Genomic DNA, 23,097 nt, shown 5'->3' with positions numbered 1-23,097 from the left:
GAATCTCATGAAAGGTTGGCCGCTCATTCGCCGGAATGTGGTTATAGGCCTTTGCTTGCCCAAAGCGAGCGAGTCGCTACTTGATTTGTTATTCAGCAGTTGAATACCGGTGCGTAGCGTTCTTCGCGCTTCTTGAAGTGGACAGGTGCCATCGGGACTTTCTCACCGTTCACGAAAATATCCGGAAAGGTTACGGTGAAGTCATCCATATCCCCTTTGCCCAAGGGCGTTCCCTTGAAGCCCGCGTGGAAGATTTTCCTCGGATCAAAACCGGTTTCCAGCTGTTCAACGCTGACCTGATAAGACTGCCCTGTAGCCAGTTGCACGGTGACCATGGGCGATGCGGCACTCACCCAAAGGTCGGGTGGGGTCTGTTTGAGCGCCGCGCTGCGTTGTTCCGGGGTGTTCAGGTTGAGCAGGTAAGGCGGTTTGTACAGGCGACCGAAGAGGCGCAGTTCCGTGTCAGTTGAGCGCTTGTTGCTTGGCCAGCTGGATGTACCCGGCGGTGCTGCATAAACCAGCACATGAACCCAGTCGAGTTCTTCAGAAAGAGGCGTATAGCTCATCGCCGCCTTTGGCCCGGGGCAGGTACGCTCGAGGAGGGCGTTTTGGCCCACGGCTGATTCTGGATGCAGATAGGGCCCTGTACTGCATCCCGCGAGCAGTACCAACAGCGCATACAAGGTGTGTTTTTTCATAGGGGCAACTCCATTTGCTGCGCGATAAGCCGCTAGTTCGACGTCTGGGCTGCTTGATTCAAGCTAAGAATTTATTTTGAAACTGCAAAATTGAATGCCGGCTCTTGTAGGCTCGCTTTGATCAATGCTGCGAGTTCACGCGTGGCTGGTGTGGGAGCCTCAGTACAGCTATGAATCATGTAACCAAGGTGTGGTACAGGGGGCAAGCCTGAAACGATGTCGAGATGGCCCGGTAGCCCGATGCGGGTTCTTAGCGTCAAGCCTAATCCAGCAGCAACGGCGGCCCATATACCGGCAACGCTGGGGCTGGTCAGGGCGATTCGCCAGGGGATATTCGCCGCATCCAGTGCCTGGGTGGCGGCACTGCGCAACACGCACGGCGCATCAAACAGGATCAATGGCAGCGGTGAGTCATCCATCATGGTTGGCAGTCGTGTGTTACGAGCCTCGATCCAGTGCATCGGCGTTTCACCCAGTCTCGTCGCAAGCGGCGAATTGCGCTCCGTGTCCCATGTTAGGGCCAAGTCCAGGCCGGTGCTTTCTACCATTGAAAGTAATTCAGCGTTTCGCGCAATCCTGACTTCAAGATTCACCATTGGGTAGGCTTGAACGAAGCGTCGCAGGATGTCGCTGAGGAAATGCTCCCCAAAATCTTCTTGAACTCCGAAGCGAACGGTTCCGGTCGTCTGGCTTTCATGCAGGCTAAAGAAAATCCCGTCGTTGAGCTCCAGTAGCCGGCGGGCGTGGCTGAGCAGGGTTTCTCCCACAGGTGTCAAGACCAGGCCACGTCCTGATCTGGCCAACACCGGGGTGCCCATCTGCTCTTCAAGTTTCTTCAATTGAGCGCTCACTGCGGACGTAGATCGACCGAGGCAATCCGCAGCCTTGGCAAAGCTGTTGAACTCAACGCCGGTGACGAAGGTGCGCAATACATCGAGATCGAAAGTTGGACGGCGCATCGGATAATCCACAAATTTGGAACAGTTGCTCCTATTAAATCTGATATTCGCAATTACCGCGACTTGATAGTTTTGCCCGATTGACAAGGTAATTCGGGGATTAAGGTCGTGAATACATTAAAGGAAAGCGGGCGAGAGCACGTGGGCAGATTCCCGCAAAAGTTTGCCGATTTAACTGACCATACCCTGTTTGGTGATATGTGGAAGCGAACGCAATTGACACCCCGTGAGCGCAGCCTGGTGACGGTGGCTGCCCTAGTGGCGCTGTACCGGCTGGAGCAACTGCCGTTCCATTTGAGTCGAGCGCTGGACAACGGTTTGAGTGATGATGAATTGGAGGAAGTCATGACCCATCTGGCGTTCTATTCAGGCTGGCCGACGGCTGCTTCTGGCCTGAAGCAGCTCCGCGATGTGCAAGCCAGTCGTGCTCCCAGCCAAGGGTAACTATTTATGCCATTTGCACGTATTTCACTGCATCGCGGAAAGTCCGCTGCGTATCTGCAGGCGCTATCCCAAGGGGTGCATGACGCTCTGGTCGAGAGTTTTGAGGTGCCTGGCGCAGATCGCTTCCAGGTCATCCATCAGCATGATGTCGGTGAGCTGATTTTCAATCCCGAGTACCTGGGCGGGCCGCGCAGTCATGATTTTGTGTTGATTGCTATCACCGCTGGCCGTTCACGAAGCGTCGAAACGAAACAGCATTTCTACCGCACTCTGGTCGAGAAACTTAACGAGGCTACTGGGCTTAGCGAGGAAGATGTCATGGTGGTAATTACCACCATAGGCAGTGAGGATTGGTCGTTTGCTGGCGGTCGGGGTAACTAGCTCCCGGACTTTGCGGGGATTTGCAACACCATGCTGTGCATCTTTTAATTCTGAGATAATGGCGAAAAGCCACGCAGCCCTTGATCACGCGGGGCATGGTTTATCATGACTTGACCCAAGCATTAGGTGGTAGAGTCTTGGTTCTCGTTAAGGATGAGACCATGCCCGGGGAAGAGCAGGCCGTTTCTGAGCGCGCCGTAGCGTTTGCAAAGCTAAATCGAACTAGCGTTGCCCGGGAATTGGCATCCTTGGATCGATATCCGTGCGATGAGTACCCCGTCTCGGTGTTTATGGCGGGGTCGCCAGGAGCAGGGAAAACTGAAGTGTCCAGGGCGTTTATTCAAATGATGCAGGCCGGAGGATCGTGTGCGTTACGAATCGATCCGGATGATTTCCGGTGCTACTTCCCTGAATACACGGGGCTTAACTCCAGTCTTTTCCAGCGAGGGGTGACCACTTTTGTTGAGCGCACTTTGGACTTGGTTTACCAGCAGCGTCAGTCTTTTTTGCTGGATGGGACACTTGCGAATCTCGATGTAGCAAGGCGGAATATCTCCCGCGCTCTTGATAAAGAAAACAGGTCGGCCCAAATTATCTACGTGTACCAGAGGCCAGAACTTGCATGGGAGTTTGTGCTTGCAAGGGAGAAAAAAGTTGGAAGGAACATTCCCTGTTTAGAGTTTGTCAGGCAGTTCTATGCTGCAAAGGCATCTGTTTGCGCGCTTAAGCGTGAATTTGACGCTGCTTTGCAGGTAGATGTAATCATCAAGGATATCGATGGTGGAAATGAAGACATTGGGATCGACCTTTCAGCTGGTGAAATTGACGGGTTCGTCAACCAGCCCTATGATCACCTCGAGCTTGAAAGAATTTTGAACGGAGTACCCCAATGAAAGGCGAAAATGCAGCAGTCGCTTCGACGAAGGTGAATGCCTCTTCGAAGATGTCTGAGTTTTTCCGCCACGGCTCCGTGGAGGAAAGGCGAGCGGTTTATCTCATGGCAGCCAATGTCGCCATCAACGAGCAGAAGGATGTTATTCGCTCAGTTAAGTCTGGCGAATTTCTGATCACGAAACGCAAATAGCCTTCTCCGGACGTCCTAAACCCAGCCCTCGTGCTGGGTTTTTTCATTTGGCAGTCTGCCAGTTGCTTCCGAGAGAAACCATCGCACCCACAAAGCGCTCAGCTTTCTTCTGTGTGTCTACGAGTCAGCTATTTATGACGCTCCCACCAGTACTCCGGATCTGCACCACCCAGAGGCCACGCTTCGGGTAGAGGCAACGCTATCGATTGAGTGGTAGTAGATGCTGAAGTGGCCCGGTTCCTGCGTATAACGGGCAGTCACCAGACCCATTCAAGGACATAAAATGCTTATTGTCTTCAGCGGCCTTCCAGGCACCGGAAAAACGACTATCGCAAGCGAGCTTGCGGGCAGAACGGGTGCCGTCTACCTAAGGGTCGATACCATCGAACAGGCGATTCGAAACGCCGGCGTTCTTGCAAAAGAGGTGGGCAAGAGCGGTTACATGGTCGCCAATGAGCTTGCTCTGAGCAATCTTCGTTTTGGCCACACGGTTATAGTCGACTGTGTAAACCCGGTCGTTGAAAGCCGACAGGCATGGAGTGATATTGCTCAGCGTGCTGATGTGCCCTTGGTCAACATTCAGGTGATCTGTTCTGACAGGCGCGAGCACCAGCGTCGGGTGGAAACCAGGGAGGTCGATATTCCCGGGTTGACGCCCCCAACCTGGCAGTCTGTTCTCGATCATGAATATGAGGCGTGGGGCACTGCTCCATTCAGCATCGACACGGCCTTGACTTCTAAGGCGCAGGCTGTGGCGCTGATCACTGAAACGCTTTTATCCAGGGCGAGTCTGCTCTGAAGGCGTTCAATGCGCCTCCCGGTTCTCCTGGAGCCGGTTATCTGTCCGCATCGGAGTGCGATCTGCCTGATGCTTGTCAGCTGCGCTTGTGCGCTGGCCGGCAGCCCCGGATCACACTCCGATGCGACCTCCCGTGAGGGATCGGGCAGTTAGCGACAGGCTGTCGTTGGCGCTGGTTGTTCGGTGCGGTTCTATACCTGTAATTGAAGCTTGATCAGGTCAACTTGCACTGCTTTTTGCAGATTTATTGACCGTCGGTTCTCATTCTGCTCCCCAATTAACCAACACCAAGCAGGCGAAAGTGGTTGGGTCAGGTAGGGCGTGTGCCCCAGTACGCAGTCTTTGCGAGGGCGGGAGCAGCCGCGGGTGTCGAGGAATCATTGGTCGTTTTTATTGTCATATTTATGACCTTTTCTTTCAGGACGTTCAAATGAAGCGCACAACCCTATTGATCCTGGCCGTCTCAGGCGCTTTTCTGCTGGGCGGCTGCGCGCCTGTCTGGTACGACGGGGGGCGGCATGGTCACGATCGAGGTTACGACTCGGGCCGTGGATACGATCGCGGGCATGATGATCGGGGTTATGACCGCGGCTACGATCGTCGCGACAATGATCGCCGTTATGACCGCAATCGCGATCGTGATGACAGGGACGACTGATCCTCTGGTGCTTTAACTGCGCAGCGTGTCATCCACGCTGCGCTTCAGGTTATTAACTGCTGGCTCAATCCATTCCCGCCATTTGTTTCACCTCTGCAATATCCCTGCTTTGCGGAAACAAACCGGACATCTGCCAGCAATTGCGTTCAGGCAAGCTGTGCGCAATTAGTCCCGCCACGCTCGTTCTGGCACCCGGGGCTGATGAGAACCCTCCTGTAAAACATCGTCCCGGGAATTCCTGCTCCATGCGAACCAGTCTTTCGCTGCCGCTGCTGGCTGCCTTGTCCATTTTGCTTGCGGCCTGTGCCAGCAAGACCATCCCGCCCGAAGAGTTTTCGGGCTATCTGTCCGATTACAGCCAGTTGGCGCAAAAGCAGTTGCCTTCCGGGCAGGCCGTACTGTCCTGGGTAAGCCCTGATCTGGATATCAGCCATTACACCGGCGTCTATATCGAGCCAAGCCAGTTTTACCCGTGGGTGCTACCGACCGGGCGGGGGCCACAGTCCACGCTGTCGGCCGTAACCGGTTATTACGATGCTGCGCTCAAGCGCGAACTGGGCAAGGTCATGACGGTTGTCGCGGCCCCGGGCCCTGGCACGCTGATTGTCAGGCCGGCCATAGTCTCGCTCTCGGCTAGTACCCAGGGCCTGCGGTTTTATGAGTATTTGCCCGTGACCCTGCTCGCCGCTGGGGTCAGCACGGCGGTCGGGATGCGTGATCAGGACAGTGAAATCAGCACCGAGATCGCCGTGATCGATGCCGCTGACCAGCAGGTGGTCGCGCAAGTGGTGCGCAAGGGGACAGGGTTGGCGCTGGAAAATGATTCTCAGGTCATGACGCTGGATGATTTCAAGCTGGTGCTCGATGGCTGGGCGCTTGATATGCGCCGCGAATACTTGTCCAGCCGCCATTGAAAGCCGGTCAAGGGTTGGTCCGGGGCTCGCCGAAAGGCGGGCTTTTTTTTGTCTGCGATTTGTCTGGCTCCTTCACACGACTTCAAGTGCCGCCTGAATCTGATCGGCGTACTTGCTCAGGTTATTCATCTCTGTCTGTAACTGACCGGAGCTGGCTGAGTTCAGCACCTTGGACTGGATCAAGGTCAAAGCAGCCGCGACGGCCAGTTCACGTTTGCCTTCCGGGCTGGCAGCACCAAAGGGGGTATCGCCCCGGAGGTTTTTGAAGTGCTCAGACATGATGCTCTCCTTATCGTTGCGGTTTTAAACCTGTTACTACCGGTAACCGGTAATAACTAAAGTTTAGGGTAGGATTGATGGCGCGCATCGAAAAGGGCCTGAAAACAGCCCGGTAGACATGGTTGTGCCCGAAAGTACCGGCATGAATCTGAGGAACCGATCAGGGTGACCAGCGGTGCACCGTTAGTCGCTGCGTAACGTTCAACTTTGTTCATAATGGCGCGGTAATTGCTGTCTGTCGGTCCGCCAATGGATCACTCGTCTAATTTATGTGCATTTCCTGCGCATTTTCCGGTCTTTCCGGCCTTCGCGTATAAGCCTCGTCATTACAAAGGATTGGGTTGATTGGTTGAGAGCGACGCGAGCAGCGCCAAATAAAAATAGCCGTACTAGTCAATAAAATGGCGAACAGCCTGATTATTTGTGCTTGCAATTACGATATTAATCCAAATTTGTTCAATTTATTGACGATATCATTGTGATGTCTTATTTTGACGCCCTGTTGCTGGCCATGCGTCGTGAATACTCAGTCCGGAAGGAACCTACTTATGAGTCGTACAGACGACATATCGAACTTGTTCAGCAGGTTCGGCGCCACTTCGGACAGTTATCACGAGTTCGACAGTCAGTTCGAATACCCCAATACGCCGCCAGCTCAAGTTAAAGCCTCTGAGCCTGAAGAAGTCACGGCCCCGGTACTTGCTGCTCTGCCACCGGTTGCGCCAGTCTGCGTGGCATTGGCGAAAGCCGAAGATCCGGCACCGCTGATGAGCACTGCCGACGTTGCCATCCCGCTGCGTAATTTGCTCGCTGAAGTAGCGCTTGCTCGTCAGGCCGAAACCGAGGCCCTGCAGGCACAATTGCGCACGCCGCAGTGCAAGGCTCGTGTCGTGGTGCTGGTCTCGGCCAAGGGCGGCGTTGGCAAGACCACGCTGGCCGCCAGCCTGGCAAGCAGCCTGCGTCTGGAGGGTGGCAAGACCCTGGCCATCGACCTTGATCCGCAAAATGCCCTGCACCATCACCTCGGCGTTGAATCCGGCGTGACCGGCATCGGCAGCGCCTGCTGGAGCAGCAATCTGCAGCAGGGATTCAACGATGTACAAGTGCTGCCCTACGGCGTGTTGAGCGATGACCAGCGCTGTGCCCTGGAGCGCGAAGTAAGCCAGGACCGCCACTGGCTGGCACGGCAACTGGAACGCATGGACCTGGGCACACATGACCTGGTGATTGTCGATACGCCCACCGGCCGCTCGGCGTACCTGCAGCAGGCGCTGGATGTGGCCGATCAGGTGCTGGTGGTCACTGCTGCCGACGCGGCCAGCTTTATTGCCCTGGAGCATATGGACCGTCTGCTGGGAGCCAACGTTGCGCGCAGCTATGTGGTCAATCAATTTGAGCCCGGGCGCGAGTTTTCCCGCGACATGCTCGAAGTGCTCAAGCGCCGTCTGGGTGCGCAGTTGACGGGGGTAGTAGAGCAGGATCACGGTTTTGGCGAGGCCTTGGCTTACGGCCGCAACCCGTTGACGGTGCCCGTCCGGTCTGTAGGTGGTGAAGGGGTTTTACTGCTTGGCGAACACCTTAAGGCTGCTTTGCAGAACGTCCGTGTAACCGAGAACTCAGCTTCATGAGTCAGTCAAACAGCCCCCCCCAGGTTGCGCAAAGCCGGTTTCAGCGTTGGGCCCAGTCGCTGTCAGATCATCTTGATCAGTGGCCGGCTGCGGCACGCCGTGCGCTGCTTGCCGGTACCGCAGTGTTTTGCGGGCTTTTGGGCCTGCTGATCATTACCGTACCGTTCGAATTCTATGCGCAGTGCATCTTTGCCATCGGCTGCTTTGTTGCAGCATTGGTGCTGCGCAGGATACCCGGGCGCCTGACCATCCTGATCATGATCGGCCTGTCACTCACGGCCTCGTTGCGCTATATATACTGGCGCTTGACCGAAACCCTGGGGTTCGACGACTGGGTCGACATGGCGTTCGGTTATGGCCTGGTGCTGGCCGAAATCTATGCCCTGGTGGTGCTGGTGTTTGGCTACCTGCAAACGGCCTGGCCGCTGCGGCGCCAGCCGGTATTGCTCAAGGGCCCGCCGAGCGAATGGCCAGTGGTTGACGTGTTTATCCCGTCATACAACGAGACGCTCGATATCGTGAAGCTGACCATCTTTGCCGCTCAGGCAATTGACTGGCCACAGGACAAGCTGCGCGTGCATGTGCTCGATGACGGTCGCCGCGAAGACTTTCGCGAGTTCTGCGAGCAGATCAACGTCAACTACATCACCCGTGACAACAATCGTCATGCCAAGGCCGGTAACCTCAACGAAGCATTGCAGGTCACCAGTGGCGAGTTCGTAGCATTTTTCGATGCCGACCACGTGCCGACCCGCTCTTTCTTGCAAGTGAGCATTGGCTGGTTCCTCAAAGACCCCAAGCTGGCGATGTTGCAAACGCCGCACTTTTTCTTTTCACCCGACCCGTTCGAAAAAAATCTCGACACCTTCCGTTCGGTGCCCAACGAAGGCGAGTTGTTTTATGGTCTGGTGCAGGACGGCAACGACCTGTGGAACGCCACGTTTTTCTGTGGCTCTTGCGCAGTGATCCGTCGCAAGCCGCTGATGGAAGTCGGCGGGGTGGCGGTCGAAACTGTGACCGAAGATGCCCATACCGCGCTCAAGCTCAACCGCGCCGGCTACAACACTGCTTATCTGGCGATACCGCAGGCAGCGGGTCTGGCCACGGAAAGCCTTTCACGCCACATTAGCCAGCGTATTCGCTGGGCGCGGGGTATGGCGCAGATTTTCCGCACCGACAATCCGCTGTTTGGCAAGGGCCTGAACCTGGGCCAGCGCCTGTGCTACCTCAACGCAATGCTGCATTTCTTCTATGGTTTGCCGCGCTTGGTGTTTTTGACGGCGCCGCTGGCTTTTCTGTTTTTTGATGCGCAAATCTTTCATGCCTCGGGCTTGATGATTGCCGCCTATGCATTGCCGCATATTTTTCATGCCAGCCTCACCAACTCCAGCATTCAGGGGCAATACCGGCATTCGTTCTGGAACGAGGTCTACGAGACAGTACTGGCCTGGTACATCATGGCCCCGGTGCTGGTGGCGCTGGTCAACCCCAAGTTCGGTGGTTTCAACGTGACCGACAAGGGCGGGATCATTGACGAGAAGTACTTCGACTGGAAGCTCGCCCGTCCATATATCGTGCTGCTGACCCTTAACATGGCAGGGATGGCGTACGGGATCGCGCGGCTGGCAATGGGTGAGGAGGGCGCCACGACCACGCTGTTGATCAACCTGTTGTGGACGCTCTACAACGTGATCATCACCAGTGCCGCCGTGGCAGTGGCCAGTGAAACCCGGCAGGTTCGTGCCGAGCCGCGGGTTGCTGCCACATTACCGGTGCGCCTGGTCCGTGGCGATGGCAGTGTGATAGACGGCGTTACCCAGGACTTTTCGCAAAAAGGCATGGGCTTGCGTTTGCCACAGGGCGTCAGCGTACCTCAAGGCGAGCAGGTGCAGATTTCGCTATTGCGCAGCCAGCACTTGAGCCTGTTCCCGGCTGTGATTGTATTCAGTCGCGGTGAATTGCTCGGCGTTCAATTTGAAGCTCTGACTCTGCGCCAGCAAAGTGATCTGGTACGTCTCACCTTTTCCCGTGCCGACACTTGGGCATCGACCTGGGGTAGCGGGCAGGTTGATACCCCGCTGGTGGCCCTGCGCGGAGTCAGCCGAATTGGTTTTCGCGGTATCCAAGAACTCTTCAAAGCCTCGCTCATGGAAGTGCGCAGCTTGCTGCGCCGTCGCCGCGTCGCCCCATCAAAGCTAGAAAACATCCAGGATAAGTGATGAATTCAACGTCTTCAGTCTTCGCCAATTTGCGCGATCCGCGTCGTGCCCTGGCACGCATTGCGTGTGCCTTGCTGGCTTTGAACAGCGGCGCTGCCTGCGCCGAGAGCGCTCCAGCCGTTGCTGCAACCGGTAGCAATAATTACACCGTGACCCTCAAACAGTTGGGCCGCAATTATCCGATGAACCTGCGTGGTGTGGAGTCGAGCGACAGTGTCAGTTTCGATGTGCGGGCCGACTCGATTGTGACGGGTGCCAAGTTGAACTTGCAGTACACCTACTCGCCGGCATTGCTGGAAGAGCTGTCGCAAATCAACGTCATCATCAACGATGAAGTGGCGGCAAGCCTGCCGTTGCCCAAGGACAAAGCCGGGCAACTGCAACAGCATGTCGTCGACATACCGGCGCACCTGATTACCGAGTTCAACCGTCTGAGTTTGCAGTTTATCGGGCACTACACCATGAGTTGCGAAGATCCGCAGCACACCAGCCTGTGGGCCAAGATCAGCAACGCCACCAGCTTGAGCATTGATGTATCGCCCTTGGGTTTACCCAATGATCTGTCCATCTTGCCGTTGCCATTTTTCGATCGTCGCGATACCCGGGCTCTGGATTTGCCGTTTGTGTTCGTCTCTGCGCCTGACAACGCCACGCTCGAAGCAGCCGGTGCACTGTCGTCGTGGTTTGGCGCCCAAGCCAGTTTTCGGGGTGCACGGTTTTCCTCGAGTTACAACCAGATTCCCGCCAGCGGCAGTGCGGTGGTTTTGATCAGTGGTCCGGATGCGCTGCAGATTGGCAGTATTAGTCTACCGCCAGCGAAGGGCCCGACCCTGACCTTGATGACCAATCCGAATGACGTCAATGCCAAGCTGCTGGTGGTCAGCGGTCGCGACGGTGCCGAACTCAAGAGTGCCGCAACTGCTTTGGTACTGGGCAGCCAGGCCTTGTCGGGCAGCAGCGTGGTGATCGATCGATTGCAGGTGGTGCAGCCCCGCAAGCCCTATGACGCGCCGAACTGGTTGCCCAGTGATCGCCCGGTAAAGATTGGTGAGTTGATGCAGGCCAAGCAACTGGCGGTGTCCGGCTACAACCCGGGTGACATCACCGTGCCGTTGAATTTTCCGCCGGATTTGTTTACCTGGCGTAACGAAGGCGCGCCGCTGAATCTTAAATACCGCTATACGCCGCAAGAGAAGTCCTACAATTCGTCGTTCATTATCAGTTTTAATGACGCGCTGATTCAGTCGCAGAACCTGCTGTCCCGGGACAGGCTCGACAGCAGTGTGCTCAGAACACTGAAGTCAGACGACAGCCTTGACCGCGAAACCAATGTGTTGCTGCCCCTGAACTCGGTGGCCCTGCAGTCCCGCCTGCAGTTGCGCTATATGTTCGATTACATCAAGCAGGGCCAATGTAACGACATCATCATTGACAATATGCGCGGTGCGATTGATCCCGAGTCGACCCTTGATTTGAGCGGCTACGACCACTTTATCGCCATGCCCAACCTGGGCGTGTTCAAGGATTCTGGCTTTCCGTTTACCCGTCTGGCTGACCTGTCGCAAACCGCCGTGGTGTTGCCGGATGATGCCGGGGTTGCTGATTTGAATGCCTACCTCACACTGCTCGGCCGATTTGGCCAGTCCACCGGCTACCCGGCTACTGGCGTACAGGTGATTCAGGCGGATCAGGTGGCGGGCGCTGCGGACAAGGACTTGCTGGTGCTGGCGTCCGGTGCCAATCAGCCTTTGCTGACACATTGGGCCGATCGCCTGCCCGCTAACGATGGCGAAGGCCAGCAGAGCTTTCATTTATCTGACTTGCCGATGCGGCTACGTGACTGGTTTAGCCCCGATCCTGAAGCCAATATTCGCAAGACGCGGTTGGCGATGGCGTTTTCCGGTGGCGCGCGTAGCACTTACCTGACCGGTTTCGAATCGCCGCTTAAAAAAGGGCGCAGTGTTGTGGTTATTGCCAGTGGTCAACCGCAAGGTCTGGCCGATGCCACAAATGCACTGATCGGAGGTGAGGATTACACCCATTCGATCCAGGGCAGTCTGGTGATGGTACGCGGTAAAAACATCGAGCCTCTGGTGGCGGACGAGCAGTACTACGTTGGCAGCCTGGGGCCTATCAAGTACCTGCAATGGTTGATGTCGCGCCATGTGGTCTTGTCCCTGCTGCTGACCGGTCTGGGGGTGATTTTGCTCAGTGGTCTGGCTTATCTGGCACTGCGCGCACGCGCCAACAAACGACTAGGTAACTGACGGCTCATGGGGTTCTTCGCGATCAAACGTTTTAATTCCTCACCGCGGCGCCTGCATCGTGCGCTGCTGTGGTTGGCAGGCGCTCTGGCAGGTATCGCCCTGACCCCCGCGATGGCCAAGGACACCAGGTGCCAAAAAGCCGACTGGTCGCTGTGGCAAGCCTACGCTTCGCGCTTTGTACAGGCTGACGGCCGTATGCTGGAGTCCAGCCCACAGCTCAACCAAAGCTCTTCCGAAGGTCAGTCCTACGGGATGTTATTTGCATTGATCGGCAATGATCAGGCGCGCTTTGACAGGTTATGGCAATGGACCCTGGCCAATATGGCTGGCGCCGACGTGAGCACGCGTTTGCCAGGCTGGTTGTGGGGGCAGGGCAAGGACGGGACGTGGCAATTGCAGGACGCCAATTCAGCGTCCGACTCGGACTTGTGGATTGCCTATTCGTTGCTTGAAGCGGCACGTCTGTGGCAGCGCCCTGACTACCGCGAGGCAGCCTTGCATCTGCTTGAAAACATCCAGAGCCAACTGGTCGTGAGCTTGCCCGGTCTGGGCAAAATGGTGTTGCCCGGGCCTCAAGGCTTTGTGCAGCCCGATCACCTGTGGCGCTTGAATCCCAGCTATCTGCCGCTGCCGTTGCTGCGGCGGCTGGCCATGCAGGCACCGGCCGGGCCGTGGAAAGAAATTGCCGAAAACACCGTGAAAATGGTCAAGGCTTCCAGCCCCAAAGGCTATGTTGCCGACTGGATCGGCTATCGTGCCACCGGGCCGAACAGCGGTCTGTTCGTGGTCGATCCGGTTAATGGCGAACTGGGCAGTTACGACGCGATTCGCGTTTACCTGTGGGCAGGCATGACGCCCAAATCCGATGTGCTGGCAGCACCGTTGCTGGCGCGACTGGAGGGCATGGCGAACAGCACGGCTTCCACCGGCATTCCACCGGAAAAGGTCCAGGTCAGGAGCGGTACGCTAGAGGGGCAGGGGCCGTTCGGCTTCTCCGCCGCGCTGATTCCTTACTTCCAGGCCAAAGGCCAGCCCTGGCTTGCCCAAGCTCAGCAGCGTCGAACCGAGCTAGCCCTCACGAAGGTGCTGGGGCAGGCCGATGGCGAACGTACCGAGCCTTTGTATTACAACGTCATGCTTAGCCTGTTCGCACTCGGCTGGGCAGAAAACCGCTTTCAGTTTCGTGATGACGGAACACTCAAACTGTCTTGGGAGACGTCATGCGTCCGCACCGCCACGCACTAGCTATCGGGATTCTAACCGCAGTCATCGGCACAGCCGTCCACGCCGATACCAGCGACGTGCAAGCGCGGCTGGTCGAACAGGGTCAGTACTGGCAAGGCCGCGCCAATGCACAACGGGCGGCCGAGGCCTGGGAAAAAGTCTTGCGTCTGGACCCCAATCAAGTGGATGCCCTTTATGGTATGGGCTTTGCCAGCCTCAAACAGAACAAGCCCGAGCAAGCCAGGCAATACCTGGCGCGTTTGCAGGCCCTGTCGCCCCGACCGTGGCTGGCGGCGCAGCTGGAACAGGATATTGCCCTGACTGAGACGCAGAACAAAGCACTGCTGGATGAGGCCCGACGTCTGGTCGATAGCGATCAGCGAGATGAGGCGACTCAGGTGTTTGCCAAACTGTTTGCCGGTCGCACACCGTCAGGCACGGTGGGACGTGAGTATTACAACAACCTGGCGTTCAATCCTGCAGGTTGGCCAGAAGCGCGAAAAGGCATGGAGCGCTTGCTGCGCGAGACGCCCAACGACTCGACTCTGGCGCTGTTTCTGGCCAAGCAACTGATTCGTTACGAAGACAGTCGCCCTGAAGGTATCCGTAATCTGGCCAAGCTATCGACCCGGCCCGACATCGGCGGGGACGCTGATGAAAGCTGGCGTCTGGCGCTGGTCTGGTCCGGTCCGCCGAGTGCTGCCCAGGTGCCGTTGTTCGAAGCCTTTTTAAAGGCTCATCCAGATGATCAAGAAATTCGTGACCTGCTGAACAAAGGTAAATTGAAAGCCAGCACTGCAGACCGTGTACCGGCCTGGCAACCTGATCCGCTGGTCGAGCGTGGGCTCAAGGCGTTGGATAAAGGTGATCAGGCGGGTGCCGAGCAAGCCTTTGCCGCACGCTTGAAAAACAAGCCGAATGATCCTGATGCTTTGGGTGGGCTCGGTGTGGTGCGTCAGCAACAGGACCGTCTGAGCGAAGCTGAGCAACTTTTGAACCGCGCTATCGGCAACGGCGGCTCGCGCTGGAAGCCGGCGCTGGATAACGTGCGCTACTGGGCTTTGCTGCAACAGGCGCGCAACCAGGCCAAGAGCCAGCCCGCCAAGGCCCGGGAAAGCATTGCCCAGGCAATGCGAGTGAACCCCAGGGGCATCGAGGCACGTTTGGCCCTCGCCGATATTCAGGCTCAGAACGGTCAGCTCGATGAGGCTCAAGCCAGTTACCGTCAGGTGCTGAGTGTGCAGAAGGACAATGCTCAGGCCGTACAAGGGCTGGTCAATGTCCTGTCGCAAGCGGGGCAGGCCGATGAGGCCTTGCGCCTGCTAGATACCCTGACCCCGGCCCAGCAGGCCGAAATGGGCGGTGGCGGTCGACTGCGTGCGCTGCGCTCCACGCAGGCTGCGGCATTGGCCGAGCAGCGTGGCGATACCCGGGGCGCACAACAAGCTTTGGTGCAAGCGGTCAAAGATGACCCGGACAACGTCTGGACCCGTTTTGATCTCGCCCGCCTTTACCTGAAAACCGGTGAGCCGCAAAAAGCCCGCGTTCTGATCGACAGCTACCTCAAAGCCCATCCGACAGATGTTGACGCCCTCTATACCAGTGCTCTGCTCTCAGTGGAAATGGAGCAGTGGGACGCTGCCCAGGCTGCCATAAGCCGGATTCCAGTGGGTCGTCGCACCGCAGATATGAACGATTTGGCGGATCAGATCACGCTGACGGTGCAGGTCAAGCTCGCTGCCACCATGGCCAAGCGTGGCCAGCGTCAGGAAGCCCTGGCATTGCTCGACCGGTTGCAACCGATGGCGAGCCGCAGTCCGGATCGTATGGCAACGCTGGCCTCGGCTTATGTGGACACAGGAGATTCCACGCGAGCGTTGACCATGATGCGCGATGTGATCAACCAGACACCGACACCTTCCGCCGACTTGATGTTGCAGTACGCCAATCTGCTGCTCAAGACGGGTAATGATGCCCAGGTCAACTCGATCCTGCGCGGCCTGCAAAACCAGCGAATGAGCGTTGCCACACGCAAACGTTTCGACGACCTGCTGTATCAGTACCGCATTCGTCAGGCCGATCTGCTGCGTGAAGGCGGTGACCTGGCGGGCGCTTATGACACTCTGGCACCGGCGCTGGCATCGCGGCCTGGGGACGCCGGTGCGACTTCGGCGCTGGCGCGGATGTACGTCAGCAGCGGCAATAACGCCAAGGCGTTTGAGCTGTACAAGCCTTTGCTGCAACGTCAGCCCAACGATCCGCAAATCCTCCTTAATGCCGCGGACGCTGCGGTTCTGGCCCGAGATAACGGCTACGCCGAGCGTGCGCTGGAGCAGTTTGTGAAACTGCAAAACTACGACCCGCAGTCTTTGACCGAAGCGGCACGAATCTACCGCAGCATGGGCAAGAGCGCTCAGGCTGCGCACCTGTTGCGCAAGGCCGTGGACATCGAGCAAACCGAGAAAAAACGCAACCTTACGGCTCAGGCCGGCGTATCTGGCGTTGCGCCGAACCCGTTCGCCGGCTTGTCGGGCCCAGCCAATCAGATGGGGCGTGGGGCCATCGATGCGATTCCCGCGCCCGCCCAAACCACGCTCGATTCGAGCGCTTATATGGCAGACGACAATGCGCTGTTGGCCAGTGATGTCTATCCGGGGCAGCCCCTGCCTTCCAGGACAGGCAATGGCACCTTGCCCGTGGGACGTAATGCTGGTGCCGGGGCTAATCCATTTTTACCCCAAGGCACGGTCAATGTGGCGGTGGACCAAGCCAGTTCGGCCCAGCGTGCGCTGGACAGTATCCTCCAGGAGCGCAGTGCCTACGTGACCCAGGGCGTCACTATTCGCAACAACGACAGTGAGCCTGGCCTTGGCAAAATGACCGATATCGAAACACCGCTGGAAATTAACTTTCCGGCGGGTGACAACCGTATCGCCGTACGTGTGACACCGGTGTCCCTGAATGCGGGTAGGGTGGGTGTTTATGCCGCCGAACGCTTTGGTAGTGGCAAAGAGTCAACCGAGGGGATTGGCGCCCAGCGTGAGAGTGGTGTGGGTGTGAGCGTTGGCTACGCTCGCCCGGATGAAGGCATCAAGGCCGACCTCGGTACCACGCCGATCGGCTTTCAATACAGCACCGTGGCCGGTGGCGTGAGTGTCGATCGCCCGCTCGCCAGCAATTCCAATGTGCGTTATGGCGTCAATGTTTCACGCCGCCCGGTGATCGACAGCGTAACGTCATTCGCCGGTACCACCGATGAGCGCACCGGGCAGACGTGGGGTGGCGTAACGGCTAACGGCGGCCGTGGTCAGCTGAGCTATGACAACCAGGCTGTAGGCGCCTATGGCTACGGCGCCTGGCACAAGCTGCTGGGTCATAACGTCGAATCCAACAGCCGTGCCGAACTGGGCGGTGGAGTGTATTGGTATTTGCAAAACACCGAGGACAGCAAGCTGACCCTGGGTCTGAGCGCTACCGGCATGAGTTTTGAGAACAACCAGAACTTCTTTACCTATGGCCACGGCGGCTACTTCAGCCCGCAAAGCTACTTTGCCCTGGGCGTGCCGGTGGCCTGGTCGCAGCGCACCGATCGCTTCAGCTACCAGGTCAAGGGCTCGGTGGGCGTTCAGTACACCCATCAGGCCGGTGCCGACTACTTCCCCGGTGACAAGGACATGCAGGCCACCAACGACCAGCGCTACTCCGGCGAGAGCAAGACTGGCGTCGGTTACAGCCTGGCCGCTGCCGGTGAGTACAAGTTCGGGTCGAGCGTTTTCCTGGGGGCCAATTTGGGTCTGGATAATGCTCAGGACTACCAGCAAATCACCGGGGCGATGTACCTGCGCTATATGTTTGAAAATATGAATGGCCCTATGGAGCTGCCGGTCAGCCCATACAGTTCGCCTTATTCCAATTGATGTCCTGGAGACTTTAAATGCCTTCTTCCGTTCTTGCCGGTATGACCCTTCTTGTTCTAGGGGAAAGCCACATGAGCCTGCCTAACTGTTTGATGGAGCCGCTGCACGCCAACCTGACCCAGCAGGGCGCAAATGTGCACTCGATTGGCGCGTGCGGTGCCGGTGCCGGCGATTGGTTGATTACCAAAAAAGTCGATTGTGGAGCCGAAGAAAAGGGTAACGGTAAAATTGTGATCAGGGGGCGTGACGCGACCACTACGCCGATCAAGGAGTTGCTTGCAGCGGATAAACCGGATCTGGTGGTGCTGGTGATTGCAGACACTATGGCCTCTTACGACAAGCCGGTGTTTCCCAAGGCGTGGGCGTGGCAAAACGTGTCTGCCCTGGCCAAGGAAATTACCGCCAATGGCGCCAAGTGCGCCTGGGTAGGCCCGGCGTGGGGCAAGGAAGGTGGCATGTACAAGAAGAACGATGCCCGCACCAAGCTGATATCTGCGTTCCTGGCGACCAATGTTGCACCTTGTACTTACATCGATTCGCTGGAGTTTTCCAAGCCGGGGCAGTGGGTGACCACTGACGGCCAGCATTTTACTGTAGCGGGTTACAAATCCTGGGCCAACGCCATCGGTGATGCATTGGGCAAGCTGCCCCCTGAAGCGGTCAGTGCCAAGGGTGCAAACAAGTGATCCGAGCTGTATTGAGCGCGGCAGTGTTGTTTTGCAGCGCGCATGCGCTGGCTGCCGACGTTGCGCTGTACCCCACTGGCCCCGATCAGGACGCCGCCTTTATCCGCTTCGTCAACGCCACCGCTACCCCTCTGGACGTAATGGGCCAGCCTGGGCAACCACCGTTGCGCCTTGAAACGGCAGCGCCTGCTTCATTGTTGTTCCCGGTGGATTCGGGCAAGGCCGTCAAGGGCTCGCTGGCCAGTGGAGCGCACCAGTTGGCCCTGGACCTCAAGGTCGAGCCGGGTGAGTTCGCGACCATTGTGGTGGTGCCGCAAGGCGACGGGATCGAACAAGTCGCCGTGCGCGAAACACCGGATGACTTCAACGGCCTCAAGGCTTCGCTGGCGTTTGTCAATGTCGACAAGTCCTGCAGCGATGCCAGTCTGCGTCCTGCCGGGCGCACGGGCGATCTGTTCAAGGCGGTACCGTTCGCCAGTCTGCAGCGACGTTCAATCAACCCGGTAAACCTGTCAGTGCAACTGGTATGTGCCAACGCCAACACCGGCGCGCCGCTGGACCTGGGCGCACTCAAGGCTGGCGAACGCTACAGCGTGCTGCTGCTGCCATCTGCCAGCGGGCCGCGTTTGTTGAGTACCACGGACACGCTGTCCCACTGATCGGATTCTGCTGCCACCATGGTCTTCGCCTCACTCGAGTTCCTGACGCTGTTTTTACCGGCCTTTATGCTGGTCTACGCCCTGGGCAAGCCGCAGTGGCGCAACGTGATTCTGTTGATCGGCAGCTGGCTGTTCTATGGCTGGTTGAACCCGATGTTCCTCGCGTTGCATGTGGCATTGACGGTCGTGGCATGGCTTGGCGGGTTGCTCATCGATCGCAGTCGTGAGGACTCCCGGGGCAGGGTGCGGCTGTTGATCGCGTTGGTCGTGTTCAACACGGCGGTGCTGTGCTGGTACAAGTACGCCAATATCCTGGCCGCGACCTGGATTGACTGGATCACATATCCGGGGGCGATGCCGCTGGAATGGCAGCGGGTGGCGCTGCCCGCCGGGCTGTCGTTTATCGTGCTGCAGGCGATTTCCTATCTGGTGGATGTACATCGCCACACCGTGCCGGTGGAGCGCAGCTTTATCAATTACGCCACGTATATCTCGATGTTCGGCCACTCGATTGCGGGGCCGATCATTCGTTATGACTGGGTGCGTCGCGAACTCACCCAACGTTATTTCGACTGGCAGAATTTCTCCCTGGGTGCGCGCCGTTTCATGATCGGCATGTGCATGAAAGTGCTGGTTGCCGACACCCTGTCGCCGCTGGTGGATGTTGCGTTTCACCTCGACAACCCTTCTTTTGTCGACGCCTGGATCGGCTGCCTGGCCTACTCGCTGCAACTGTTTTTCGACTTTGCAGGCTATAGCGCCATGGCCATTGGCCTGGGCCTGATGCTGGGTTTTCATTTCCCGGAAAACTTCAACCAGCCGTATCTGGCCAGCAGCATTCAGGACTTCTGGCGGCGCTGGCACATGTCGTTGTCCAGCTGGCTGCGGGACTATCTTTATATCGCCCTGGGCGGCAACCGCAACGGTGCCTGGAAAACCTATCGCAACCTGTTCCTGACCATGGCCATTGCGGGGCTGTGGCATGGCGGTGACAGCTGGAACTACCTGCTATGGGGCGCGGCCCACGGTATTGCGCTGTGTGTGGACCGGTTGTGGTCGCGTTCCAGCCTGCCGAGCATTCCGTCATGGTTGTCACATACATTGACGCTGCTGTTTGTGTTTATGGCCTGGACCTTGTTCCGCGCTCAGGATTTTGCTTCGGCCCTGAATATGTACGCCGCTCAGTTGGGTTTGCACGAGTTTGCCCTGGGCGACGCGCTGGCCGTGAGCCTGCGCTCGGCTCACGGCCTGGCGGCATTGCTGGGGGTGGCGTGCATCATCGCGCCGCTGTTCAAGCACCGGTATGAAGAGCGTTTTGGTGCGCAATTCTGGTTTGCGCCGATGGCGGCGCTGTGGCCAGTCGCGGGTTTTCTGCTGTCGTTCGCGTTGATAGCGAGCCGCGAAGCGGTGCCCTTTCTGTACTTCCAGTTCTGATGGTCGCGCCCATGTCCTCGTCATCGCCCAAACCGGCTGTAGCCACTGAATTCACTGCCCGTGTGAGCAGATTTGGCGGTGCAGTGTTTGTGCTGTTTCTGGCGGCGAGCTTTGCCTCGTCCCTGTGGTTGTTTGCCAGCGGCAAAATACAGATGCTTGCCCCCGACCTGAGCCGTGATGCGGTGCTGCATGGCGAGGTGACCCACAGAATTGCCAAGCAGTTGTCCGAGTCCGGCGTTGCACAAAAGGCGGCCGATCTGGAGCGTGGCGCCAGCTGGTTGCTGTTCCACGACACCGGCGCGCGGGTGCGTCCGGGCTGTACGGGCTGGCTGTTCTTGACCGATGAAATGCGCATCAATCGTCATGCTCAGATTAATGCTCAAACCAAGGCAGCAGCGGTGCGTCAAATCCAGCAGCAGTTAGCCGGGCGTGGTATCCGCTTGCTGGTGGCCGTGGTGCCGGACAAGAGCCGGATTGCCAGTGCGCAACTCTGTGATTTACGCCGCCCGGTGCAGTTGCAACATCGCGCCGAAGCCTGGGTTGAGGGATTGAACAAGGCAGGGGTGAGCGCTGTGGATCTCGCGCCAGTTCTTCAGTCTGTGGGCAGCGATGCCTATCTGCGCACTGATACCCACTGGAGTGAAGCCGGGGCCTCGGCGGCAGCCATGGCCATTGCCGTGCAGGTACAGGCAATGGGGATCAGCGCCACGCCGCACAAGCTTTATGAAATTGCCCGGCAAGACCCGGCGCGTCGCCCGGGAGATCTGGTGCGACTGGCCGGTCTTGAATGGTTGCCAGTGGGGTTGCAACCCGCTGCGGAATCGGTGGCGGCCAGCCGGCTCAGTGAGAAAATCGATTTATCCCAAAGCGATGCAGATAACCTGGATGATCTGTTTGGCGATGACAACCTGCCCAACGTTGCCTTGATCGGCACATCGTTCTCGCGCAAATCCAACTTTGCCGGTTTTTTGCAGCAGGCCCTGGGTGCGCCGATTGGCGATTTTGCCAAGGACGGCGGCGAGTTCTCGGGTGGTGCCAATGGCTACTTCAGCAATCCTGCCTTCAAACAGACACCGCCAAAACTGGTGATCTGGGAAATCCCCGAGCGTGATTTGCAGACGCCTTACAGCGAGCCAATAAAACTGTAACCCGAAGCAGCTGCCGCAGGAACGAGGCTGCGTCCGGCGACGCAGTCGCCGCAAAATCAGGCACTGCGGTGTGCCAGGTAAACCCGACTCGCAGGGTTTACGGTCGCTTCGCAACCGAACGCAGCCTCGTTCCTGCGGCAGTTGCTACGGACGGTCAGCCAAGGTGCTAGTCTGGTGATCTGTCACCTGCCCATCACGGTCACGCTACCATGCCCGCAAGCCCGTCAACACACTGCGCTACACCCCGGTTCTGGCGGGACGCGCAGTTGCCCTTTATCGAAGCGCGCTCCATCGCCGATGGCCGTAAGGTCTGCTATGCCCGACACTCCCACGAGATTTTCTCCATCGGCGCCATCACCTCCGGCTGCTGCACTTACCTGCATGAGAAAACCAGTCACGGTATCAGCGCCGGCACGGTGGTGTTGATGAACCCGGGAGATGTCCACGCCTGTAATCCGCTGGACGACCAGCCATGGTCCTATGTGATGCTGTATGTCGATGCGCAGTGGCTGGCAGGCATTCAACAGGCGTTTGACGATCAGGCCAGCGGGGTGTTCCAGCCCCTGGCGGCCACCCACACCCGCTCGCCGGGGTTGTTCAATGGCCTGACCGCCCTGTATGCGCAGCTGGTCGACCCGCACCTCGAGGGGCTGGCCAAGCACGAGTCGGCGGTCAAGTTCTTTTCAGCGATGCAACAGGAACTGGGCGGCCCGCTGGTGCTTCGCAAGAGCGCCAATGCACGGGTGGAGCGCGCCGCCAAATTTATCGACGAGCGTTTCCTGCACACCATTCGCCTGCAGGATATCTGTGCCGCCGCCAGCCTGTCGGAGGCTTACCTGATCCGTGCCTTCGAGCAGCGTTACCATATGACGCCCCACGCCTATCTGATCAATCGGCGCATTCAACATGCCCAGGCGCAACTGCGCGAAGGGGCGTTGATCGCCGATATCGCCCAGCAAACCGGTTTTGCCGATCAGGCGCATTTCCAGCGGGTGTTCAAAAAACACCTCGCGGCCACACCCGGGCAGTACAAGGGCTAAAACCACAGCAAGGACACCGCGCAGCCCACCAGCATGGCCGCCATGCCGCGATTGAACAGGCGGATGCGCCGGGTGCTGTGCAGGTAACGGCTCAGAAAGGCGCCGGTGTAGGCCCAGCAGGCCACTGACAGGTAGCAGACTACAAAGTAGATCAGTGCAAATGCCCAGATCAGCGTGGCTTCGCCCCCCGAAACAAACGCGCCCATACCTGCAACCGCCGCCAGCCAGGCCTTGGGGTTGAGCCATTGCATGGCGGCGCCGGTAAAAAACGACGGCTGCCGGGCGTCCCCGCCAAACTCGATGCGGCCGTTATCCATCGCCAGCTTCCAGGCCAGGTACAACAAAAATACCATGCCGGCCCAGCGGATCAGGTCGGTGAGGATCGGCCACTGCTTGAGCACTTCATGCAGGCCAAAACCGGTAAACAGCAGCAACACCACAAAACCGACGGTGGCCCCCAGCACATGGCGCAGACTGGGCCCCAGGCCGAACTGCATACCCGAACTCAGGGCCACCACATTCACCGGCCCCGGTGAGATGGAGGCTGCCAGGGCGAACGCCGCCATTGAAATCAGCACGCTCATCGTTATTGTTCTCCGCTCCAAGGTTGAGCCCTGAGGTTATGGGGCGCGGACCCAAGCGTATTGAACAAAACTCCC

General features: G+C 58.0%; 21 protein-coding genes. 17 read left to right on the top strand and 4 right to left on the bottom strand.

The features are described 5' to 3' along the window. Positions 1 to 92: 92 nt before the first annotated feature. Both GHO42_RS15495 and GHO42_RS15490 read right to left on the bottom strand, forming a co-directional pair. Positions 93 to 698 (bottom strand): hypothetical protein, encoded by a 606-nt coding sequence (locus tag GHO42_RS15495; RefSeq protein ID WP_095024247.1) that lies wholly within the window; start codon positions 696 to 698, stop codon positions 93 to 95. Positions 699 to 769: 71 nt separating this feature from the next. Then, positions 770 to 1,657, bottom strand: a complete 888-nt coding sequence (locus tag GHO42_RS15490; protein WP_153328123.1) for a LysR substrate-binding domain-containing protein — start codon at positions 1,655 to 1,657, stop codon at positions 770 to 772. A 108-nt stretch (positions 1,658 to 1,765) separates the two neighbouring features. Here GHO42_RS15490 and GHO42_RS15485 point away from each other — a divergent pair, with 108 nt between their 5' ends. The 7 genes from GHO42_RS15485 to GHO42_RS15455 all read left to right on the top strand — a co-directional run bounded on the left by GHO42_RS15485 (position 1,766) and on the right by GHO42_RS15455 (position 5,937). Next, positions 1,766 to 2,101, top strand: coding sequence for a carboxymuconolactone decarboxylase family protein (locus GHO42_RS15485; RefSeq protein ID WP_178126987.1), 336 nt, complete (start codon positions 1,766 to 1,768; stop codon positions 2,099 to 2,101). 6 nt (positions 2,102 to 2,107) lie between these two features. Continuing rightward, positions 2,108 to 2,482 (top strand): tautomerase family protein, encoded by a 375-nt coding sequence (locus GHO42_RS15480; protein ID WP_153328121.1) that lies wholly within the window; start codon positions 2,108 to 2,110, stop codon positions 2,480 to 2,482. A 161-nt stretch (positions 2,483 to 2,643) separates the two neighbouring features. Further along, positions 2,644 to 3,375: a zeta toxin family protein gene (locus GHO42_RS15475; RefSeq protein WP_153328119.1), complete on the top strand. Its 732-nt coding sequence runs from the start codon at positions 2,644 to 2,646 to the stop codon at positions 3,373 to 3,375. Then, complete coding sequence (locus tag GHO42_RS15470; protein WP_095018804.1) at positions 3,372 to 3,566, top strand: hypothetical protein; 195 nt, start codon at positions 3,372 to 3,374, stop codon at positions 3,564 to 3,566. The genes GHO42_RS15475 and GHO42_RS15470 overlap by 4 nt, the downstream gene beginning before the upstream one ends. Positions 3,567 to 3,849: 283 nt before the next feature. Beyond that, the gene (locus tag GHO42_RS15465; protein WP_153328116.1) at positions 3,850 to 4,365 is read left to right on the top strand and encodes an ATP-binding protein; all 516 of its coding nucleotides are present in this window, start codon (positions 3,850 to 3,852) and stop codon (positions 4,363 to 4,365) included. 430 nt (positions 4,366 to 4,795) lie between these two features. Beyond that, a complete protein-coding gene (locus GHO42_RS15460; protein WP_095002317.1) occupies positions 4,796 to 5,023 on the top strand; it encodes a hypothetical protein in 228 nt (75 codons plus the stop codon). Positions 5,024 to 5,268: 245 nt separating this feature from the next. Next, the gene (locus tag GHO42_RS15455; RefSeq protein ID WP_095002318.1) at positions 5,269 to 5,937 is read left to right on the top strand and encodes a DUF3313 domain-containing protein; all 669 of its coding nucleotides are present in this window, start codon (positions 5,269 to 5,271) and stop codon (positions 5,935 to 5,937) included. Positions 5,938 to 6,009: 72 nt separating this feature from the next. On the opposite strand, the gene GHO42_RS15450 is transcribed toward GHO42_RS15455, so the two are convergent. Beyond that, a complete protein-coding gene (locus GHO42_RS15450; protein ID WP_095002319.1) occupies positions 6,010 to 6,216 on the bottom strand; it encodes a hypothetical protein in 207 nt (68 codons plus the stop codon). Positions 6,217 to 6,764: 548 nt separating this feature from the next. Here GHO42_RS15450 and bcsQ point away from each other — a divergent pair. The 10 genes from bcsQ (at position 6,765) to GHO42_RS15400 (ending at position 22,438) form a co-directional block, all read left to right on the top strand. Next, positions 6,765 to 7,844: a cellulose biosynthesis protein BcsQ gene (gene bcsQ / locus GHO42_RS15445; RefSeq protein WP_095021181.1), complete on the top strand. Its 1,080-nt coding sequence runs from the start codon at positions 6,765 to 6,767 to the stop codon at positions 7,842 to 7,844. After that, complete coding sequence (bcsA, locus tag GHO42_RS15440) at positions 7,841 to 10,063, top strand: UDP-forming cellulose synthase catalytic subunit (protein WP_095018808.1); 2,223 nt, start codon at positions 7,841 to 7,843, stop codon at positions 10,061 to 10,063. Before bcsQ ends, bcsA begins: the two co-directional genes overlap by 4 nt. Further along, entirely contained in the window at positions 10,063 to 12,330 is a 2,268-nt protein-coding gene (gene bcsB, locus GHO42_RS15435; RefSeq protein ID WP_153328114.1) for a cellulose biosynthesis cyclic di-GMP-binding regulatory protein BcsB, read from the top strand. The genes bcsA and bcsB overlap by 1 nt, the downstream gene beginning before the upstream one ends. Before the next feature lie 6 nt (positions 12,331 to 12,336). After that, positions 12,337 to 13,575, top strand: a complete 1,239-nt coding sequence (gene bcsZ, locus GHO42_RS15430) for a cellulose synthase complex periplasmic endoglucanase BcsZ (RefSeq protein WP_153328112.1) — start codon at positions 12,337 to 12,339, stop codon at positions 13,573 to 13,575. Beyond that, positions 13,551 to 17,471 (top strand): cellulose biosynthesis protein BcsC, encoded by a 3,921-nt coding sequence (locus GHO42_RS15425; RefSeq protein ID WP_133144368.1) that lies wholly within the window; start codon positions 13,551 to 13,553, stop codon positions 17,469 to 17,471. The genes bcsZ and GHO42_RS15425 overlap by 25 nt, the downstream gene beginning before the upstream one ends. A 17-nt stretch (positions 17,472 to 17,488) precedes the next feature. After that, positions 17,489 to 18,157 (top strand): SGNH/GDSL hydrolase family protein, encoded by a 669-nt coding sequence (locus GHO42_RS15420; protein ID WP_095025060.1) that lies wholly within the window; start codon positions 17,489 to 17,491, stop codon positions 18,155 to 18,157. Continuing rightward, positions 18,154 to 18,816 carry an alginate O-acetyltransferase AlgF gene (locus GHO42_RS15415; RefSeq protein ID WP_095025061.1) on the top strand — a complete coding sequence of 221 codons (663 nt, stop codon included), beginning with the start codon at positions 18,154 to 18,156 and terminating at the stop codon, positions 18,814 to 18,816. Before GHO42_RS15420 ends, GHO42_RS15415 begins: the two co-directional genes overlap by 4 nt. Positions 18,817 to 18,834: 18 nt before the next feature. Continuing rightward, positions 18,835 to 20,250, top strand: a complete 1,416-nt coding sequence (locus GHO42_RS15410) for an MBOAT family protein (protein ID WP_153328110.1) — start codon at positions 18,835 to 18,837, stop codon at positions 20,248 to 20,250. Positions 20,251 to 20,261: 11 nt separating this feature from the next. Next, positions 20,262 to 21,398 carry a cell division protein FtsQ gene (locus GHO42_RS15405; protein ID WP_153328108.1) on the top strand — a complete coding sequence of 379 codons (1,137 nt, stop codon included), beginning with the start codon at positions 20,262 to 20,264 and terminating at the stop codon, positions 21,396 to 21,398. A 209-nt stretch (positions 21,399 to 21,607) separates the two neighbouring features. Further along, entirely contained in the window at positions 21,608 to 22,438 is an 831-nt protein-coding gene (locus GHO42_RS15400) for an AraC family transcriptional regulator (RefSeq protein ID WP_095002327.1), read from the top strand. Here GHO42_RS15400 and GHO42_RS15395 read toward each other — a convergent pair. Then, positions 22,435 to 23,022 carry a LysE family translocator gene (locus tag GHO42_RS15395; protein ID WP_153328105.1) on the bottom strand — a complete coding sequence of 196 codons (588 nt, stop codon included), beginning with the start codon at positions 23,020 to 23,022 and terminating at the stop codon, positions 22,435 to 22,437. The two genes, GHO42_RS15400 and GHO42_RS15395, sit on opposite strands and share 4 nt — an antisense overlap. Between the last annotated feature and the right edge of the window lie 75 nt (positions 23,023 to 23,097).

Origin of the sequence: Pseudomonas sp. FSL R10-0056, assembly GCF_009600105.1 — a bacterium.
Taxonomy (GTDB): domain Bacteria; phylum Pseudomonadota; class Gammaproteobacteria; order Pseudomonadales; family Pseudomonadaceae; genus Aquipseudomonas; species Aquipseudomonas bubulae.
Note: the sequence above shows the minus strand (reverse complement) of the source record. Positions and strands in the feature narration are given on the sequence as shown.

Bases quoted from the DNA above. Each gene is read 5' to 3' on its own strand.
- bcsA (WP_095018808.1), top strand. From the start codon at position 7,841: ATGAGTCAGTCAAACAGCCCCCCCCAGGTTGCGCAAAGCCGGTTTCAG.
- GHO42_RS15450 (WP_095002319.1), bottom strand. From the start codon at position 6,216: ATGTCTGAGCACTTCAAAAACCTCCGGGGCGATACCCCCTTTGGTGCT.
- GHO42_RS15425 (WP_133144368.1), top strand. From the start codon at position 13,551: ATGCGTCCGCACCGCCACGCACTAGCTATCGGGATTCTAACCGCAGTC.
- GHO42_RS15475 (WP_153328119.1), top strand. From the start codon at position 2,644: ATGCCCGGGGAAGAGCAGGCCGTTTCTGAGCGCGCCGTAGCGTTTGCA.
- GHO42_RS15420 (WP_095025060.1), top strand. From the start codon at position 17,489: ATGCCTTCTTCCGTTCTTGCCGGTATGACCCTTCTTGTTCTAGGGGAA.
- GHO42_RS15460 (WP_095002317.1), top strand. From the start codon at position 4,796: ATGAAGCGCACAACCCTATTGATCCTGGCCGTCTCAGGCGCTTTTCTG.
- bcsQ (WP_095021181.1), top strand. From the start codon at position 6,765: ATGAGTCGTACAGACGACATATCGAACTTGTTCAGCAGGTTCGGCGCC.
- GHO42_RS15400 (WP_095002327.1), top strand. From the start codon at position 21,608: ATGCCCGCAAGCCCGTCAACACACTGCGCTACACCCCGGTTCTGGCGG.
- GHO42_RS15410 (WP_153328110.1), top strand. From the start codon at position 18,835: ATGGTCTTCGCCTCACTCGAGTTCCTGACGCTGTTTTTACCGGCCTTT.
- GHO42_RS15405 (WP_153328108.1), top strand. From the start codon at position 20,262: ATGTCCTCGTCATCGCCCAAACCGGCTGTAGCCACTGAATTCACTGCC.
- bcsZ (WP_153328112.1), top strand. From the start codon at position 12,337: ATGGGGTTCTTCGCGATCAAACGTTTTAATTCCTCACCGCGGCGCCTG.
- GHO42_RS15465 (WP_153328116.1), top strand. From the start codon at position 3,850: ATGCTTATTGTCTTCAGCGGCCTTCCAGGCACCGGAAAAACGACTATC.
- GHO42_RS15470 (WP_095018804.1), top strand. From the start codon at position 3,372: ATGAAAGGCGAAAATGCAGCAGTCGCTTCGACGAAGGTGAATGCCTCT.
- bcsB (WP_153328114.1), top strand. From the start codon at position 10,063: ATGAATTCAACGTCTTCAGTCTTCGCCAATTTGCGCGATCCGCGTCGT.
- GHO42_RS15395 (WP_153328105.1), bottom strand. From the start codon at position 23,022: ATGAGCGTGCTGATTTCAATGGCGGCGTTCGCCCTGGCAGCCTCCATC.
- GHO42_RS15480 (WP_153328121.1), top strand. From the start codon at position 2,108: ATGCCATTTGCACGTATTTCACTGCATCGCGGAAAGTCCGCTGCGTAT.
- GHO42_RS15490 (WP_153328123.1), bottom strand. From the start codon at position 1,657: ATGCGCCGTCCAACTTTCGATCTCGATGTATTGCGCACCTTCGTCACC.
- GHO42_RS15455 (WP_095002318.1), top strand. From the start codon at position 5,269: ATGCGAACCAGTCTTTCGCTGCCGCTGCTGGCTGCCTTGTCCATTTTG.
- GHO42_RS15495 (WP_095024247.1), bottom strand. From the start codon at position 698: ATGAAAAAACACACCTTGTATGCGCTGTTGGTACTGCTCGCGGGATGC.